The sequence below is a fragment of the Protaetiibacter larvae genome (assembly GCF_008365275.1).
Classification (GTDB): Bacteria; Actinomycetota; Actinomycetes; order Actinomycetales; family Microbacteriaceae; genus Homoserinibacter; species Homoserinibacter larvae.
Genome location: NZ_CP043504.1, coordinates 566,225 through 582,814, shown reverse-complemented (window position 1 = coordinate 582,814; position 16,590 = coordinate 566,225). Strand labels below are relative to the sequence as shown.

Here is a 16,590-nt window from a genome sequence, read left to right as displayed (position 1 = left end):
CGCCCACGCTAGCGCCGCCCGGTGAACGGGCGGGGAACGACGCGGCGGGTGATTCGCGTGCCGCCCGATCGGGGTGCGAGACTATCGATTCCTGCCCCAACACACGGAAGGCGGATGGATGAGACGCACCGCTGCAGCGTTGCTCGCTGTCGGATTCGGGCTCGCCGCGGCCATCGGTGTCGCCGGGCCTGCGATGGCCGACAGCGAGCCGATCGCGACGGGCGGCTGGCCGTATCGGGTCGTCGTCTCCCCGGATGGTTCGCGCGTGTACGCCACGGTCGCCCTCGTCGGCGGTGGCGAGGTGGCGGTCATCGACCCCGCGACGTCCACGGTGCTCCAGCACGCGCCGGTCGGCGCCGAGCCGATCGGGCTCACGACCGACTCGACGGGCCGGTGGATCTACGTCGCCAACAGCGGCAGCAACACGATCAGCGTCCTCGACGCCGATGCAGGCTTCGCCGTCGCGGCGACGATCCCCACCGACGCGCAGCCCTACGAGGTGTGGTTGAGCGATGACGCCACGCTATGGGTCGTCAACCGTGCAGGCGCGAGTGTCCAGCGTTTCGACGTGACCGATCCGGGGACGCCCGGCGCGGCGGTCACCATCCCCATGGATCAGCTGCCCACCGGGATCACCGGCAGCCCAGACGGCGCCTACGTCTTCGTCTCGCGCAGCGGCGGGTCCTTGATGAGCCGCATCAGCACGGCGGACAACAGTGTCGTCACCAGCGCCGGAGGCCTCCTGGATCAGGCGTACACCGTGGAGATGTTCGCCGGTCTCGTCTACGCCACCAGCTGGGTGGCTCACGAGATCACCGTCGTCGACCCCGACACCCTCACCCGGGTCGGCGGGTTCGCCTCGGATGTCGTCACCCGCGGGATGGCGATGTCGCCCGACGGCTCCCGCCTCTACGTGGCCCTCGACGGCTCGGCGAGCGTGCGGATCATCGATCCCGCGACGCTCGCGGTCACCCCGGTCCCGGATCCGGCCCCGGTGACGTTCGCCGTGCGGCCGAACCCGGACGGTGTCGCGGTGAACCCGTTCACCGGCGACGTGTTCGTCGGCAACCACCAGGGGGCGTCGGTCTCCCGGGCGGGGACTCCGAGCATCGTGGCGCCGGTGGACGTGACGGTCACGGATGGCGAGACGGCCACCTTCTCGACGCGCTTCCACGCGACGGTCGACTCCTACCGCTGGCAGGTGAGCCGGAACGGCGGGGCCAGCTGGACCGACATCCCGGGCACCGAGGTGCCCGTCTACAACTACGACACCGACCCGAACCCCAGCTATTCGCTGCCGGCGACCCTCGCGGACGACGGGGCGCAGTTCCGGGTCGTGGTGGACGCGGTGCTCTTCGGCGGCGAGGTCGAGTCCGATGCGGCGGTGCTCACCGTGAACGAGGTGCTCGCCCCGACGGGCGCCGACGCGGAGGAGCTGTTCACGTCGCTCGGGGTGGGCGCGGTGCTCATCGCGGCCGGCGTCCTGGTGCGCACCCGCGCCCGCCTGCGCCGTACCTGAGTCGAGGCGACTCACCTTTTCTTGACTTCCCCCGGACGGGGGTGCAAACTTGATACGTCGCGGCTCAAGTCCGCGTACTCGTTTTCAGACGTCAAGGAGCAACAACACATGGCTCGAGCAGTCGGCATCGACCTCGGCACGACCAACTCCGTGGTCGCCGTCCTCGAGGGCGGAGAGCCCACCGTCATCGCCAACGCGGAAGGTTTCCGCACGACCCCCTCGGTCGTGGCCTTCACCAAGGACGGCGAGGTGCTCGTCGGCGAGACCGCGAAGCGCCAGGCCGTCACCAACGTCGACCGCACCATCTCCTCGGTCAAGCGCCACATGGGCACCGACTGGAAGCAGGAGATCGACGGCAAGAAGTACACCCCCCAGGAGCTCTCGGCCCGCATCCTGCAGAAGCTCAAGCGCGACGCCGAGCAGTACCTCGGCGAAGACGTGACCGACGCCGTCATCACGGTGCCCGCGTACTTCAACGACGCCGAGCGCCAGGCCACCAAGGAGGCCGGCGAGATCGCGGGCCTCAACGTGCTGCGCATCATCAACGAGCCCACCGCCGCAGCCCTCGCCTACGGCCTCGACAAGGGCAAGGAGGACGAGCTCATCCTCGTCTTCGACCTCGGTGGCGGCACCTTCGACGTCTCGCTCCTCGAGGTGGGCAAGGACGACGACTTCTCGACCATCCAGGTGCGCGCCACCTCCGGCGACAACCGCCTCGGCGGCGACGACTGGGACCAGCGGGTCGTCGAGCACCTCATCAAGAAGTTCAAGGACACCACGGGCGTCGACGTCTCGAAGGACAAGATCGCGCTGCAGCGCCTCAAGGAGGCCGCCGAGCAGGCCAAGAAGGAGCTCTCCTCCGGCCTGTCCGCGAGCATCCAGCTGCCGTACCTCTCGCTCACCGAATCGGGTCCCGCGAACCTCGACGAGACCATCACCCGCGCCCAGTTCGAGCAGATGACCTCCGACCTGCTCGACCGGACCAAGAAGCCCTTCGAGGACGTCATCAAGGAGGCCGGCATCAAGGTCTCCGACATCGCGCACGTCGTGCTCGTCGGCGGCTCCACCCGCATGCCGGCCGTCACCGAGCTCGTGAAGAAGCTCACCGGCGGCCAGGACCCCAACAAGGGCGTCAACCCGGACGAGGTGGTCGCCGTCGGCGCCGCCCTCCAGGCGGGCGTGCTGAAGGGCGAGCGCAAAGATGTGCTGCTCATCGACGTCACCCCGCTGAGCCTCGGCATCGAGACCAAGGGCGGCATCATGACGAAGCTCATCGAGCGCAACACCGCCATCCCGACGAAGCGCTCCGAGACCTTCACGACGGCCGACGACAACCAGCCGTCGGTCGCCATCCAGGTGTTCCAGGGCGAGCGCGAGTTCACGCGCGACAACAAGCCGCTCGGCACCTTCGAGCTCACCGGCATCGCCCCCGCCCCGCGCGGGGTGCCGCAGGTGGAGGTCACCTTCGACATCGACGCGAACGGAATCGTGCACGTCTCGGCGAAGGACAAGGGCACCGGCAAGGAGCAGTCGATGACGATCACCGGCGGCTCGTCGCTGCCGAAGGACGACATCGAGCGCATGGTGCGCGAGGCCGAGGAGCACGCCGCCGAGGACAAGGCGCGGCGCGAGGCGGCCGAGGTGCGCAACAACGCCGAGCAGCTCGTGTACTCGCTCGAGAAGCTCATCTCCGAGAACGAGGACAAGATCGCCCAGCCCGTGAAGGACGAGGTGCAGGGCGACATCGACGCGCTCAAGACGGCGCTCCAGGGCGAGGACGAGGCGGCCATCAAGACCGCCTTCGACAAGCTCAACGAGAGCCAGACCAAGCTCGGCGAGGCGATCTACCAGTCGAGCCAGGAGGCCGCCGAGGGTCCCAGCCCGACGAGCGGCACGAGCGCGCCCGACGAGGATGTCGTCGACGCCGAGATCGTCGACGACGAGGACGAGAAGAAGTAGCCGATGGCCGACAAGGACCGCGACGACGACGAGCCCAAGGTCCACGACAAGCGCAAGATCGACCCGGAGACGGGCGAGGCGCGTCCGGACCCGGCCGACGTCGCGCCGGACGACGACGGGCTGAGCGAGGACGACCTCACCCTGCTCGCCGACGCCGAGAAGGATCTGGTGGCGGAGTACCGCGACATCGCCGCGCGCGCGCAGGCGGAGCTCAAGAACTTCCGCACGCGCGTCGAGCGCGATCGCGCCGCGAACCGTGAGGCCGTGATCGCCGAGGTGATCCGTTCGCTGCTGCCCGTCATCGACGATCTCGACCGTGCCGACGCGCACGGCGATCTCGTCGAGGGCGCGCCCCTCACGCTCGTCTCGCAGAAGCTGCGTGCCGGGTTCGAGAAGTACGGGCTGCGCTCGGTGGGCGAGGTGGGCGAGGTGTTCGACCCCAACGTGCACCAGGCCGTCGTGCAGGTGCCCGACCCGGCCGCGACCGCCGAGACCGTGAAGGATGTCATCGAGCCGGGCTACGCGCTCGGCGAGCGACTCATCCGCGCCGCCAAGGTCGCGGTCAGCGTGCCTGCGAGCGAGTAGCCCGATGGCCAGCCAGGACTGGTTCGACAAGGACTTCTACGCCGTGCTCGGCGTCGCCAAGGACGTCTCCGAGGCGGAGCTGAAGAAGACCTACCGCAAGCTCGCCCGCCAGTTCCATCCCGACTCCAACCCCGGCGATGCGGCAGCCGAGGCCCGGTTCAAGGAGATCAGCGAGGCGTACGCCGTGCTGTCGGACCCGGCCGAGCGCGCCGAGTACGACCAGCTGCGGGCGATGGGCTCCGGCGCGCGCTTCACCCCCGGGGGGGCGGGCGGCTTCGAGGACGTCTTCGGCGGGATGTTCGGCGGCGGCGCTCGCGGACGCACGAGCTACAGCGCGGGCGGGTTCGAGGACCTGCTGGGCGGCATGTTCGGCTCGGGCGGTTTTGGCAACCCGACGGGCGGCTTCCGCGGCTACGGCGGTCCGACCAAGGGCGCCGACATCACGGCGACCACGACGCTCGACTTCGACACCGCGATCCGCGGCGACACCGTCACCCTGCAGCTGCCCGGCAACGCGAGCACCAAGGTCAAGATCCCGGCGGGGGTGAACGACGGCCAGAAGGTGCGGCTGCGCGGCAAGGGGCAGCCGAGCCCGGACGGCGGCGAGGCGGGCGACCTGGTGCTCACGGTGTCCGTCCGCCCGCACCCGGTGTTCTCCCGGGACGGGTTGAACCTGCGCGTCGACGTGCCGGTCACCTTCGTCGAAGCCGCCCTCGGGGCGACCATCGAGGTGCCGACCCTCGCCGGCGACACCGTGCGGCTGCGGGTCGCCCCCGGCACGCCGAGCGGCCGGGTGCTGCGCGTGAAGGGGCGCGGCGTCGCGACGGCGAAGTCCACGGGTGACCTGCTCGCGACCGTGCAGGTGGCGGTGCCGAGTCATCTCCCGCCGGACGCGAAGGCGAAGCTCGAAGAGTTCGCGGCGGCGCTGCCCGACGAGAACCCGCGGGACGAGCTGCTGCAGAGGGCGCGCGGCTGATGGACGAATCGACCCCCGTCTTCGCGATCGCGATCGCCGCCGAGCTCGCGGGGATGCATCCGCAGACCCTGCGTCAATACGACCGGATGGGGCTCGTGAGCCCGCAGCGCACCGCCGGTCAGTCGCGCCGCTACTCGATGCGCGACATCGTGCAGCTGCGGGAGATCGCGCGGCTCTCCGCCGAGGGCCTCAACCTCGAGGGCATCCGCCGCATCCTGGAGCTCGAGAACCAGGTGCTCGCATTGAGCGAGCGGGTGCGGGAGCTCGAGACGGCGCTCGCCGACGAACTGCTGTCGCGCCCCGGCCGGCGCGTGTTCGCCGCGGGACTCGAGGGCGACGTCGTCTCGCTGCGCGCGGGCACGCGCGCCCGCAAGCAGAACCAGGTCGTGGTGTGGCGCCCGCTGACCTCGGGCGATCGCTAGGCGTCGTGCCCAGGCAGGTTGTTTGGGATGCGGCTGATGGGCGGGTGCGTGACGCTGTAAGCGTGCCGCACGCACTATCGGGTTCGTCCACGACCCGAGCCGGCGCGGCAATCCAAGCGCGTACCCGGTCTCGATGCCGCTCGCTGCCACCGAGCACGTGACGAGACCGGGGGCGGCCATTCCGGGTTCAACGTCAACGACAAGGCCCGACGTCGATGCGACTGACGCCTGACGTGGGCCAGGTCTCGACGTGTCGTGGTTCGGCACTCGATCGCGTGTGTCGCACGGCCCCGACTGGCTTGTCGAAGTTTCACTGGTGGTGCCGCGCACATCTATCGCAGGACACGGTACTGTGACATCGACGAATGTCGCGGTACTATGACATCGTGCAATGGCACGGTTCCATTACACGCTCATGAACCGGAGGCTCGATGAACGCGGCGAACACGCTGACCAACGCGAAAGAGCTCGCAGTGTGGGCGAGGCTCGCGCGCGAAGCCCAGAACAAGACCCAGTCCGAGGTCGCGCTCGCGGCCGGGGTCAGCCGGGCATGGCTCATCAGGTTCGAGGCCGGGGCGGTCCGCGCCGAGCTGTTCCGCGTGTTCGACGTACTGGCCGCTCTCGGCTACGGCCTCACCCCGCAGCCCCTCCGCGAGCCGGTGAACCGATGACCGGTACCGAACTCGTCCTCTACCTCGACGGCGTCCCCGCCGGCACGTTCTGGCAGAACGCCGCCGGCAACATCGGGTTTGTCTACGATGCGAGCTGGCGCGCCAATCCGCGCGCGTACCCGGTGTCGATGTCGATGCCGCTCGCTGCGACCGAGCACAGGGCGAAACCGGCGAAGGCGTTTCTCTGGGGCCTCCTACCAGACAGCTCAGGCGCCCTCGCGCGCATCGCCCGTGAAAACCACGTCTCGGCGACCAACCCGATGGCGCTACTGCGCGCCGTCGGACGAGACGCCGCTGGCGCAGTTCAGCTCCTGCCGCCGGGCGCTACCGCGAGCGATGCAGGGCCGCGAAACGTGAACATTGCCACGCTCACCGGGAGCGAGTTCGAGAAGATGATGATCTCACTCGCGAATCACGACGAGGACTGGGACCCGGGCGCGTACGGCGGCCGGTGGAGTCTGGCCGGCGCCCAAAGCAAGGTCGCGCTCACCAAGACCAGCGATGGGGCTTGGGGAGTGCCTCAGGACTCGACTCCGACGACGCACATCCTGAAGCCGGGCATCCGAGGTTTCTCGAACCACGAAATCAACGAGTACCTCAGTCAGCGCGCCGCGCAAGCGCTCGGCATGTCGGCCGCGCAGACGGAGCTGATCGACGCCGGCGAGGCCGGTGCCGTGCTCGTCAGTACACGATTCGACCGAGCTCTCGAAGGAGAAGTGCTTCATCGACTGCACCAGGAAGACATGTGTCAAGCGCTGTCGGTGTTGCCCGACAAGAAGTACCAGAAGGACGGCGGGCCCGGGCTCGCGCAGATCGCGGACCTGCTCTCGAACACATCGCTGGGGGACCGCGGAAACAGCCGGCGCGCCATGTTCGATGCCGTCGTCTTCAACGTCGCCATCGCCGGGACCGACGCGCACGCGAAGAACTTCGCGCTCATGCTGAACGCCGAAGGGCAGCAACTCGCCCCGCTCTACGACATGGCCTCTGCACTCCCCTATGAGAAGCGACTCACGAAGAGCGGTCCACTGCTCGCACCGATGAGAGTCGACGGAGAGGATCGCTTCACCGCGATCGGCCGAAAGCACCTGATCGCCACCGCCCGTCGGTTCAGCATCCCCGCTGCCGAGGCCGAAGAACGCATCGACCGGATTCTGACCGGCACGGCCGACGCCTACACGGCGGCAGCCGACGAACTCACGGGCGAGGTGCGCACCTCAGCGCACGAAATCGCGCACGCCGTCCGAGACTGGGGTGAGCTGCGAGGCTGGATCGAGAAGCCTCCGACCATCATCACGAGTCCGGCCAAGACTGCGGTACCCAAACAGGGGCGCGTTCCGAAAGGAACACCGGCGGGTGGGCAGTACGACGTCAAGGTCAACGACGAGGCCCCGGACATCGACCTGACCAACGTTTGACGCGGCCCGAGTCCGGCGCACACCCGTCATCGACGGGCATCGAGCTGATCATCGCTCGAAGCCATGGCTCCGCGCATACTCCGCGACCTTCGACACAGCCTCATCCTTCGGCGTGACGCCCGGCAACAGGCCCTGGCTCTTGCCACTCGCGACCGCACCTCACTGGTTGCGGCGCTCGCACACGAGCGCGCCCGGTGTCTCGTGCTCGTCACGCCGAGCCGCCCGGCGATCTGCACCGGGCCGAGGCGCTTCTTGATCCGACGGTGGACGATCCGCTTCACCACCGGCCGCGACGACCAACCCTCCTCGACGACCTTCCGGGCAAGCCGCAGTCGTTGGCGCTACGCCAGGATCTTGGCCTTGAGCGCCTCGAACTCGGCCGCGTTGATCGCACCGGAGTCGAGCAGCGACTTCGCCTTCGCGATCTCGTCGGCGGGGCTGCCGCCGGCGACGCTGCGGATGTAGTCGTCCGCCGCGCGCTGGGAGGCCTGGACGCTCCGGGCGCTGCGCTCCGCCATTCCCCGCCCCCGCGCGATGAGGTACACGAGCGCGGTGAGGAAGGGGAAGAAGATCAGGAAGATGACCCACAGCGCCTTCCACCAGCCGTTGAGCTTGTCGTCGCGGAACAGGTCTCCGATGATCGAGAAGATCGCGAACAGGTAGGCGATGAGGGCGAAACCCCAGAACAGCAGCCAGATCACGTTCCACACGTTGTTCCAGAAGTCCACGGTGTTCCTCTCCAGGGCACGCTCCCGGCGAGCCGCCCCTGCCGTCTTTCTACACCGTCCTCCGAGCCAACGGGAGTGCTGTACCCCGCAATTGTCCCCCGTTAGGGGGTCATCGGGGGGTGAGCGGAACTCGCTAGGGTGAGACCGCACGGGCGTGTGTACCTCCCCACCCCACCCATGTACCCCGATCCGTCCGTGCGCAGCAGATGAGCGTTGATGCCGCGGGTCCGCGCGCGTCCTCCGGGCGCGCGCTGTTCACCCTGCTCGCCGGCCTCGTCTCGCTCATCGTCATCGCCGGCACGCTCTCGGGGGCGCCTGCCCGGGCGGCCACACCGGCGCCGGCGGTTCCCGCGCCGGCCGTGTCGGTCCCCGTCGTGCCGCTCGGTCCGGTCGGGCCCGGGATCGCGCCCGCCCCCGTGCCGCCCGTGCCGGTCCAGCCGGTTCAGCCCGAGACCACCACCGAGACGACCGTCATCCGGCAGGTCGTGATCGTCACCACGCCGGCGCCGTCGCTCAACCCGAACGGCACCTCCCACTGCGTGCTCCAGGTGACGGGCGGCGACGACGCGTCGCCCGGATCCGACTCCTCCTCGTCGAGCTCGAGCTCCACCAGCCGGACCCTGGTCTGCGGACCCGGCACGGTCGGGCCGACCACCGTCGGCTCGACGGACTCCACGGGCGACGACACCGAGGTCCCCGACACCGGCCAGCCCGGCACGGATGAGCCCGGCGCGGATGAGCCCGGGACCGATGAGCCCGGGACCGACGAGCCCGGGACGGATGAGCCGGGCACCGACGAGCCCGGCACCGATGAGCCCGGCACCGACGACGGCGCGACCCCGCCCGACTACTCGCTCTCGATGTTCGGCGGCCTCACCTTCTTCGCCGAGGGCGAGGAGGGCGAGGAGGGCGAGGACGGAGACGAGGGCGAGGAGGGCGAGGAGGAGCCCGAGCCGCCCGCACCGCATCTCGTCGACGTGCAGTCGACCGGCGCGATCGCGGTGAGCATCGACGGCGCCGAACTCGTCGTGACCTTCGCCGACGGCTCCGCCGAGCAGCGCGTGCCGCTCGCCGAGATCTCGGCTCTGCAGCTCGCGGCGCCCGCCATCACGATCGGCGCCGGGGTGCTCACCGCGATCGCCGGACCGGTCACGGTCGACGGCGGCGGGACGGGCGGACTGACCGTCACCGGCGCCGACATCGACTGGACCCACGCCTCCGCCGCGGGTCAGGTGACGGTCGGCGGGACGAGCCTCAGCTACACGGGCGTCACGACGCTGCGCGCCGACGGCGCGGGTGCCACCCTCCGTCGCGCCGACGCCGGCACCACGGCCGAGTGGGCCATCACGGGCCCGGGCGCCGGCACCATCACCGCCGCCGTCCCGATCTCCTTCAGCGGCTTCGCCCACCTCGTCGGGTCCGCCGACGAGGACGACACCTTCCGGGTGGATGCCACGGCCGGCGGCTCGATCGCGAGCGTCGACGGCGGCGCGGGCGGGCACGACACCCTCGCCGTCGACGTGACCGGCGGAAGCGTCGTCTCCACCCCCGCGGGGTCGAGCTCGGGAGAGCTCGCCGTCGGCGGCGCCGCCATCGGCTACAGCGGCCTCGAGCCGCTCGACGTGACGGGCACCCCCGACGAGGTCACCGTCACCTCGACGACCGCCGACGACGAGCTGCACATCTCGCAGGACGCGACCACGCTCGTCATCACCGTGTGGAGCACCCACAACTCGATGGAGACCGTCACGCTCGTGGTGCCGGCCTCGCTCTTCGAGGTGCTCGCGAACGCGAGCGGCGTGACCGTGGTGCTCGTCAGCGACCTCACGCTGGGGGGCGCGACCCTGCGCATCCACGCCGCGAACATCGTGCTCGGCGACTTCACCATCGACACGACCGACACCGCGGGCGACGGCGACATCGAGCTGCTCGGCGGCACCGCGGACGACGCGGAGGCGACCGTCACCCTCACCGACACGGTGCTGCGCGGGGGGAACGTGCGGGTCGCCGCGACAGCGACCCTGGCCCCCGCCGCCGCGGAGACCGTCACCGCCTCCGCCACCGCCACGGTGCTCCTCACCGGGGCGACCGAGATCCACGCCTCCGGCGACGTGACCCTCAGCGCGGCCATCGACGCGGACGTCCGCGCCGAGTCGCTCCCCGGCACGGGCGGCACCCCCGACCACGACGCCGCCCTCGCCTCCGCCACCGTGACGACATCCGCCACGACGACCGTGACCGGTGCCACCGTCATCGACGCGGTCGGCGCGCTGCGTGCCGAGTCCGTCAACGACACCCGGGTGGATGTGGTGGCCGATGCGAGTGCGGCGGACGCGGGGGCCGCCATCGGCACGGCCGACGTGACGGCCGACGCGCTCACGACCATCTCGTCGAGCGCTGCGTTGAGCGGGGCGTCCGCGGCCTTCACCGCCGAGACCGACGCGCGGGTGACGGTCTCGGCCGTCGCGAGCAGCGGCGGAGCAACCGGCAACGACACCACCACCCCCGACGCCGCGACCGACGGCGGCGCCGACACCCCGGCCGGCGGCACCATCACCGTCGCCGGAGCCATCGCGAACCTGCAGCTCGCACAGTCGGCGCGCAGCCTCGTGGCGCCCGCCGGCGAGATCATCGCGCCCGGCGGCGTCGCCGTGAGCGCCACCTCGCGCGGAGGCTCGACGGCCTCCGCCGACGGCTCGACGGTCGCGGCGGGATCCCCCGGCGTCGGCGTCGCGATCGCCGTCAACCGGAGCGACATCACGAGCGAGGCTCGCGTGGACGGCGGCACCTTCCGCACCGGCGCGCTGAGCGTCGAGGCGGTCACTGCGCCGACCGTCGCGGGAGACGCCAACGACTACGGCGCGACCGCCGTCTCGGGCGCCTCCACGGGAAGCGGCACCGCGACGGCGTCGGTCGGTGTCGCGGGCGCGCTCGCCCTGACGATCGCGAGCATCACGACGACGGCCGTCGCAGGAGGCGCCCTCGTGCTGGGCGATTCCGCGGGAACCCCCGACCCGGTCACCGACCTCGCGCTCGCCTCCCGCTCCGCCACGGAGGTCACGGCATCCGCGAACCCGGGCACTCCGGGCGCGACCGAGACCGCGGGGGTGGGTGCGAGCGTCACCTTCGTCTCCGTCGACGACACGACCAGCTCCGAGCTCGCGGCCGGTGCGACCGTCGCGGGCCTGCGTGACCTCGACGTCACCGCCGACTCCGCGTCCGCCGCGCGCAGCGAAGCGCTCGGCGGCGCGACCGGGTCGGGCGTCACGGTGGCGGGGGCTACCGCCATCACGAGCTCGGCCGTGCGCACCCTCAGCCGACTCGCCGCCGGTCCGGCGCTCGCCGCGAGCGGCGACGTCACGATCGAGGCAGCGCAGCGCGCGCCCGTGACCACGACGGCGCGCGGCGCCGCGGCGTCGGGCGACACCGCCGTCGGGCTCGCACTCGCACTCGCCTTCGTCGACCACGCGGTCCACGCCACCACCGAGCGGGACGTCACCGCCGCGGGCGGCATCGTCATCCGCGTCTCGGGCGCCAGCGGCGCCACCACCGTCGCCGCCGCATCGGCCGGCGGTGCCCCGGAGGAGGGGACGCCGGGCCAGCCGAGCGCGAGCGAGAGCATCGAGGACGGCCGCGGGTTCGCCGCCGCGAACGCCCCCGGCACGGCGGTTCCCGCGCCGGGCGAGCTGCCCGCCCCGAGTGCCCCGGCCGGAACCGTCTCGGTGGCCGCGGCCATCGCCCTCACCTTCCTCACCTCGATCGCCGACGCGACCGTCTCGGGCGTGCACCTCACGGCATCCGCGGTGACCCTCGACGCCCACCACCACGACCTCGCCGACTCCACCGCGACGGGTGAGCCCGCCGACCGCGGACCCCCGGCCGCCACCATCGGCGCCGCCATCGCGATCACCGACGCGCACGTCGCGATCACCGCGGAGGCCGGGGCCGGAACGACCATCGACGCCGACGCGCTCTCCCTCGTCGCGGGCGTCGACCCGAGCACCGCCACGGGGGACCCCGCCACCGCCCACCGCTTCGCCGCGACTTCGATCGCCGGCGCGGGATCGGGCGGCACCCTCGGCCTCGCCGGATCGCTCGCGATCACCCTCGTCGAGCTGACGGCCTCCGCCTCCTCGTCGGCCACCGTCACGGGCGCGGCCACGAGCCTCACCGCGTCGTCCTCGGCCGAGTCGCTCTCCGACGCGACCGCCGCACCCGGCACCGGCGCGTCGGATGCGGGCATCGGCGCCGCGGCGGCCGTCACGGTCGTCGAGCACACCGTCGACGCCTCGCTCACGGGTGAGCTCGTGGATCCGGCGAGCATCGCCGTGGGCGCGACCACCACCGATGCGAGCTCGGCGCACGCCGGCGGCGCGGCCGCCGCGGGCGACGTTGCCGTCGCACCGTTCGCCGCGACGACCCTCGCCACCGTCAGCACCACCGCGCGCCTCGCCGGAGCCACGCCCGTGTCGGTCGACGGCGCGGTCTCGATCACCGCCGGGCAGGAGGCGACCGCCACGGCATCCGCGACCGCCGCCGCGACCCCGGCCGCGGTCGCGGCGATCGGTGCGGGACTCGCGCTCGTCATCGCCGACCACCGGGTGCGCGCGGCGCTCGAGCGCGGCGTGGCGGTCGACGGCGACCTCACGCTCACGGCATCCGGCACCTCCACCCAGGAAGCCGAGGCGCAGGCCTCGAGCGCGGGCGCACCCGAGACCGCCGGCACCGCGGGCGGCGGCGGGACGGGCGTCGACGCGGCGCTCGCCCAGCAGCGCGACAACGCGAGCGCGCTCGGGGGCGGCGGATCCGGACCCGCGCTGCCGTCGGCCGCGAGCTCCACGGGCGGCATCGACGTCGCGGCGGCGGTCGCCCTCGTGCTCGGAACCGCGACCGTCGAGGCGACGCTCGATGCCGTCGTCACGGTGGCCGGCGAGGTCGAGCTGACCGCAGAGGGCTCCACGACCGCCACGGCCGATGCCGACGGCGCCGCGGCAGCCGGCGGGTCCGGCACGATCGGTGCCGCCGTCGCGCTCGCCGATGTCACCGCGACCACGCGCGCCGCGCTCGCGGCGTCCGCGGTGCTCACGGCGCAGGCGCTCACCCTCTCATCGACCGGCACCGCCGTGCTCGCCGCGGGCTCGCTCTCCGGCGCGAGCGGCGGCAAGATCTCGGTCGCCGGCTCCGTCGCGCTGCTGTTCGCCGAGCTCGAGACGATCGCCGAGCTGGCCGGGGACGTCACGCTCCTCGGCGGCAGCGGCGACGTCGCCGTGACCGCCACCGGCGACACCACGGCGTCGGCATCCGCCACCTCCGCCGACGGCGCCTCCGGCACGAGCGTCGGCGTCGGTGCGGCCGCCGCGATCGCCCTCGTCGACGACGCGGTCACGGCCGTCGTCGCCGACGACGCGACGCTGGGCGACGCCCACGATCTCACCCTCACCGCCGACGGCACGACCCGGGTGGACGTCACCGCGCGGATGGGGGCGGCGGGCGGCGGCGTCGCGCTCACCCCGGCGGTCGCCACGGCGCGCGTCGAGGCGACCACCTCCACGCGGCTCGGGAGCGGCACGACGCTCGGCCTCACCGGGGCGCTCGCGCTCACGGCGACCCAGGACGCGACCGTCGCGAGCACGGCGGGGGCCACCGCCGCGGCTGCCACGGCGGGCGTCGGTCTCGCCCTCGGACTGAGCCTCGTCGAGCTCTCCGTCACCACGGCGCTCGCCCGCGACGTCGCCGCGGCGAGCGCGGTCACCCTCTCGGCGACCGGCCTCAGCACGCTCGACGCCACGGCATCCGCCTCGAGCAGCGGCGCACCCGGTGCCGCCACCGGCGGCGGCGCGGGCGACGGGGTCGACACTGCGATCGCCCACGAGCGCGGCTACGCCGACGGTCTCGGCGGCGGGGCGTCGTCCACCGCGACCCCCGCGGCCTCCACCTCCCAGGGCGGCGTGAGTGCGGCGGCCGCCGTCTCCGTGGTGATCGCCGGCGTGCACACCGAGTCGATCGTCGAACCGGGCGTCTCCGCGATCGGCGGCGCCGCCATCCGCATCGCCGCGGCCCAGCAGGCCGACAGCACCTCGACCGCCGACGGGGCGGCCACCGCGCCCGCCGCCCTCGGCATCGGCGCGGCTGTCGCCCTCAGCGCGATCGACCTCGTCAACCGTGCGGTGCTGCCCGACGGGGTCACCGCCACGGGAGCATCGCTCGAGCTCGCGGCCACGGTCGCCGCGGGCGGCGACGACCGTTCGGTGATCACCGCCTCGGCATCGGCCGGCGCCGGTCAGGGCAACGTCTCGGTCGCCGGTTCGGTCGCGATCGCCCTCATCGATGCCGTCACGGAGGCTCGCCTCGACGGCTCCGCCGTGCTGAGCGGCGCACTGCTCATCGACGCGGCGGCCGCACGGGACGTCACGGTCACCGCCCTCCCGGCCGCCGACGGCGTGACGGGCGCGAGTGTCGGCATCGGCGCCTCCGTCGCCATCGGGATCGTCGACGAGCTCGTGACCGCGGCCGTCGCGAACGGCGCCGCGGCCCAGGCCGGAGCGGTCACGGTGCGGGCCGGCTCCCACTCCACCGCGCGCGCCGAGGCACGCATCGGCGCCGCGAGCGACTCGGTCGCGATCTCGCCCGCGGTCGCCACGACCCTGCACACCGTCACCACGACCGCGCGCATCGGCACGGGGGGCACGATCACCGCCGCCTCGGTCGCGATCGAGGCCACCCAGACCGCCGAGACCACGGCCGCGGCGACCGCCGGAGCGGACGCGGCGACCGCGGCCGTCGGCATCGCCCTCGGACTGGCCATCGGCACCCACACCGTCACGGCATCCGTCGCCCGCTCGCTCACCGCGACCACGGGCGGCATCGCGATCACCGCGGCGGGCGTCTCGCGCACCACCGGCACCGCCACCGCGTCGGCCTCCGGCGCCTCGAGCGGCGGGCCGAGCGTCGACCAGCAGGTCGAGGGCGAGCGTGCGCACGCCGCAGGGCTCAGCCCCTCCGGCTCGACCGCCCCCGAGGCACCCAGCGCCTCCACATCGTCCGAGGAGAACGGGGGCGTCGTCGGTGCCGCAGCCGCGGTCGGCGTCGCGCTCTCCACCGCGACCGTCACGGCGGTCGTGCTCCCCGGGGTCACCCTCACCGCGACCGCGGGAACCGTGCGCATCGCCGCAGCCGGCGAGGCGGACGCCACGAGCGCCGGAACGGGTTCCGCCTTCGGGGGCGCGTCCGTCGCCATCGGCGCCGGGGTCGCGCTGACCCTCGCCGAGACGACCACGCTCGCGCGGCTCGAGGCGGGCGCGACCGTCGCCGCGCAGGCGCTCGAACTCGCGGCCACCGCGCCCGCGGGCTCCGAGCTCGGCGCCTCCGCCACGGCGGGTGCCGGCGGCGAGGTGTCGGTGGCGGGATCCGTCGCCATCGCGATCGTCGACCGCACGATCCTCGCCCAGCTGGCCGGCACGGCGACCCTCACCGGATCGCTCGGCATCACCGCCGGCTCCGAGCTGGACGCCGCCGTCCGCGCGATCCCCGCGGAGAGCGGCGCGAGCGCCACCGGCGCCGTCGGCGTCGGCGCGGCCTTCGCCCTGCTGATCCTCGACGAGTCGGTGCTCGCCGAACTCGCCGACTCGGCGACGGTCACCGGCGCCACCGACATCGCACTCGACGCGCAGGCGACCACCGCGGCGGCGACCACCGCCACCATGGGCGCCGGCGGCGGCACGCTCGGGCTCGCCCCCTCGGTGGCCGTGACCCTCTCGACCGTCAGCGCGCTCGCCCGCATCGGCGCGGGCAGTGCGCTCGCGCTCACGGGGACCCTCTCGGCCACGGCCACCGCGGATGCCACCGCCACCGCGACCGCCGACGCTGCGGCCACCGGCGGCACGGCCGCCATCGGCATCGGGCTCGGTCTCGCGATCGCCGACCACAGCGCGCGCACCGTGCTCGCCCGCGTGATCGCGGCCTCCGGCGCCGTCGCCTTCGCCGCCACGACGATCTCGACGGTGTCGGCGAGCGGCACCGCCTCCGCCTCGGGGGCGAGCGACACGGGCTCCGATGTCGACGCGCAGGTGAAGGCGCAGCGCGATCACGCCGACGCGGTCGCCGTCGAGGAGGGCGCCGCCGCCTCGAACGCCGCATCCGAGACGCCGAGCGCCACCACCTCCGATGGCCCCGTCTCGGTCGCGGCCGCCGTGGGCGTCGCGATCTCGCGCGTCACCGCCGAGACCGTCGTCGACGCCGGCGTCGCCTCGCTCACCTCGAGCGGCACGGTCTCGCTCACGACCGCGGTCGACGCGGATGCGGCGAGCATCGCG

9 protein-coding genes (1 of these 9 running past the window's edge) are annotated in these 16,590 nt (G+C 72.8%); 8 read left to right on the top strand and 1 reads right to left on the bottom strand.

The annotated features are described in order from the left end of the window. Window positions 1-118: 118 nt before the first annotated feature. The 7 genes from FLP23_RS02590 to FLP23_RS02560 all read left to right on the top strand — a co-directional run bounded on the left by FLP23_RS02590 (window position 119) and on the right by FLP23_RS02560 (window position 7,550). The gene (locus tag FLP23_RS02590) at window positions 119-1,519 is read left to right on the top strand and encodes a beta-propeller fold lactonase family protein (RefSeq protein WP_149324430.1); all 1,401 of its coding nucleotides are present in this window, start codon (window positions 119-121) and stop codon (window positions 1,517-1,519) included. Between the two features lie 108 nt (window positions 1,520-1,627). Continuing rightward, window positions 1,628-3,478, top strand: a complete 1,851-nt coding sequence (dnaK, locus tag FLP23_RS02585) for a molecular chaperone DnaK (RefSeq protein WP_149324429.1) — start codon at window positions 1,628-1,630, stop codon at window positions 3,476-3,478. Window positions 3,479-3,481: 3 nt separating this feature from the next. After that, a complete protein-coding gene (locus tag FLP23_RS02580; protein ID WP_246140034.1) occupies window positions 3,482-4,063 on the top strand; it encodes a nucleotide exchange factor GrpE in 582 nt (193 codons plus the stop codon). A 4-nt stretch (window positions 4,064-4,067) separates the two neighbouring features. Continuing rightward, a complete protein-coding gene (locus FLP23_RS02575) occupies window positions 4,068-5,039 on the top strand; it encodes a DnaJ C-terminal domain-containing protein (RefSeq protein WP_149324428.1) in 972 nt (323 codons plus the stop codon). After that, on the top strand, window positions 5,039-5,461 hold the full coding sequence (locus tag FLP23_RS02570; RefSeq protein ID WP_149324427.1) for a heat shock protein transcriptional repressor HspR: 423 nt from the start codon (window positions 5,039-5,041) through the stop codon (window positions 5,459-5,461). Before FLP23_RS02575 ends, FLP23_RS02570 begins: the two co-directional genes overlap by 1 nt. A 431-nt stretch (window positions 5,462-5,892) precedes the next feature. After that, complete coding sequence (locus FLP23_RS02565) at window positions 5,893-6,132, top strand: helix-turn-helix domain-containing protein (protein WP_149324426.1); 240 nt, start codon at window positions 5,893-5,895, stop codon at window positions 6,130-6,132. Then, window positions 6,129-7,550: a HipA domain-containing protein gene (locus FLP23_RS02560; RefSeq protein ID WP_168200356.1), complete on the top strand. Its 1,422-nt coding sequence runs from the start codon at window positions 6,129-6,131 to the stop codon at window positions 7,548-7,550. Before FLP23_RS02565 ends, FLP23_RS02560 begins: the two co-directional genes overlap by 4 nt. Before the next feature lie 341 nt (window positions 7,551-7,891). Here FLP23_RS02560 and FLP23_RS02555 read toward each other — a convergent pair whose 3' ends face one another. Continuing rightward, window positions 7,892-8,278, bottom strand: a complete 387-nt coding sequence (locus FLP23_RS02555; RefSeq protein WP_149324424.1) for an SHOCT domain-containing protein — start codon at window positions 8,276-8,278, stop codon at window positions 7,892-7,894. A gap of 206 nt (window positions 8,279-8,484) precedes the next feature. Between FLP23_RS02555 and FLP23_RS02550 the strand changes: the two genes are divergently transcribed. Next, a protein-coding gene (locus FLP23_RS02550) for a hypothetical protein (RefSeq protein WP_149324423.1) crosses the window boundary here: on the top strand, window positions 8,485-16,590 show its 5' portion. 20,766 nt of this gene lie beyond the right edge of the window; only the first 8,106 of its 28,872 coding nucleotides appear in the window; the start codon lies at window positions 8,485-8,487; its stop codon lies beyond the right edge, outside the window.

What these genes read in the sequence shown, in the direction of transcription:
- FLP23_RS02590 (WP_149324430.1), top strand. Translation starts at nt 119, where the DNA reads ATGAGACGCACCGCTGCAGCGTTGCTCGCTGTCGGATTCGGGCTCGCC.
- dnaK (WP_149324429.1), top strand. Translation starts at nt 1,628, where the DNA reads ATGGCTCGAGCAGTCGGCATCGACCTCGGCACGACCAACTCCGTGGTC.
- FLP23_RS02580 (WP_246140034.1), top strand. Translation starts at nt 3,482, where the DNA reads ATGGCCGACAAGGACCGCGACGACGACGAGCCCAAGGTCCACGACAAG.
- FLP23_RS02575 (WP_149324428.1), top strand. Translation starts at nt 4,068, where the DNA reads ATGGCCAGCCAGGACTGGTTCGACAAGGACTTCTACGCCGTGCTCGGC.
- FLP23_RS02570 (WP_149324427.1), top strand. Translation starts at nt 5,039, where the DNA reads ATGGACGAATCGACCCCCGTCTTCGCGATCGCGATCGCCGCCGAGCTC.
- FLP23_RS02565 (WP_149324426.1), top strand. Translation starts at nt 5,893, where the DNA reads ATGAACGCGGCGAACACGCTGACCAACGCGAAAGAGCTCGCAGTGTGG.
- FLP23_RS02560 (WP_168200356.1), top strand. Translation starts at nt 6,129, where the DNA reads ATGACCGGTACCGAACTCGTCCTCTACCTCGACGGCGTCCCCGCCGGC.